Raw genomic sequence first — 1436 nt, 5'->3', positions numbered from 1 at the left:
CACGTATAATCAGCGTTTCAGAGGTTTTTTTTCAATTTGCTGTCAAACTCAAGAGGCTCCTTAAATTTCACCTGTCTCCATGCTGATGCGGATCTAATATACAATAATAAAGATCAAGTATTGACCAAGAATTAGTTGGAATATAAGCCTGCACGCTACTTTTAAGGATATTAATCCCTTTTACAAAATTGAAAATCAATAGTTTTTCTATAGTCGAATCGCATAAAATGGGCTTAATTTAAATTGACCGGGCTGGTTATTTGGATAATAAATTTAGTTTCAAGGCTGAATCGGAGGCTTTTCACGCTCAATTATAAGGGAATTACTATAAAAATAAGTGAGTTGAGCACCCAATTGTAAGGCAGAAATGTCCATCAAACATACAGGAATGGACAAATGGGGCGTCGTCCGGCCCGTAGCGAGTATATCTATTTAAATTTAGTAATTATAATGGCCCAGAAGTATTTTAATAAATAAGAAAAAGCTTATTTAATTATTTCGTTACTTTTGCGCACCTAGCTATTTTTTAAGCTGTAGAAGGAAATGCATTTAAACAATATTAATAAAGAACAACTACCTAAGCATGTGGCCATCATCATGGATGGCAACGGACGTTGGGCGCAGGAAAAAGGAGAAGATAGACTTTATGGTCATTTTCACGGTGTTAATAGCGTACGCGCCGTAGCTGAAGGTGCTTCTGAAATTGGGATAGAATATTTGACCTTATATGCATTTAGCACAGAAAATTGGGATAGACCCCAACAAGAAGTAAACGGCTTAATGGAGTTACTTATTCAAACAATAAGAAAAGAAGTTCCTACCCTGAATGAAAATAATATTCGTCTGCGGGTGATAGGAGATTTAACTATGTTGCCGCAGGCTGCACAGGATGAAATGAATGAAGCATTAATAGAAACCCAACAAAATTCAGGACTTAAACTTATATTAGCGTTAAGTTATAGTAGCCGGTGGGAGTTAGCGTTTGCTATCAGAAATATGGCAAAAGATATAGAATGTGGCAAATTAAGCTCTGAACAGATTAATCAAACAATTATTGAGAAATATTTAACCACGTCTGGTATTCCCGATCCTGAGTTATTGATAAGAACGGGCGGAGAACGTAGGGTAAGTAATTTTCTATTATATCAAATTGCCTATACAGAACTTTATTTTACAGACACAAAATGGCCTGATTTTGATAAAGAAAAACTATTTGAAGCAATTGTCGCGTATCAAAACAGGGAAAGACGTTTTGGTAAAACGGGGGAGCAAATAAAAAAAGGATGACTTGCTGTGTATCAAAAATAATGAGTAAATCTTTATCCAATCATTTATCTAGAATAATTTTTTATAAAATATATTTACTGATTTAACAAAGACTTTTGAATATTACCGCTAATTTGCCACGATTAAATAGCTGATACTTTTTGGCGTGG

At 34.7% G+C, this 1436-nt stretch carries 1 protein-coding gene; it reads left to right on the top strand.

Translation table 11 applies throughout. The features are described from left to right. Positions 1–543: 543 nt before the first annotated feature. Positions 544–1287: an isoprenyl transferase gene (locus ACQR30_RS05615; RefSeq protein ID WP_429732485.1), complete on the top strand. Its 744-nt coding sequence runs from the start codon at positions 544–546 to the stop codon at positions 1285–1287. Positions 1288–1436: the final 149 nt, after the last annotated feature.

Origin of the sequence: Arachidicoccus sp. (assembly GCF_050436765.1) — a bacterium.
In the GTDB taxonomy this organism is placed as follows: domain Bacteria; phylum Bacteroidota; class Bacteroidia; order Chitinophagales; family Chitinophagaceae; genus Arachidicoccus.
Note: the sequence above shows the minus strand (reverse complement) of the source record. Positions and strands in the feature narration are given on the sequence as shown.

Coding starts and splice junctions, on each gene's coding strand:
- ACQR30_RS05615 (WP_429732485.1), top strand. CDS start 544: ATGCATTTAAACAATATTAATAAAGAACAACTACCTAAGCATGTGGCC.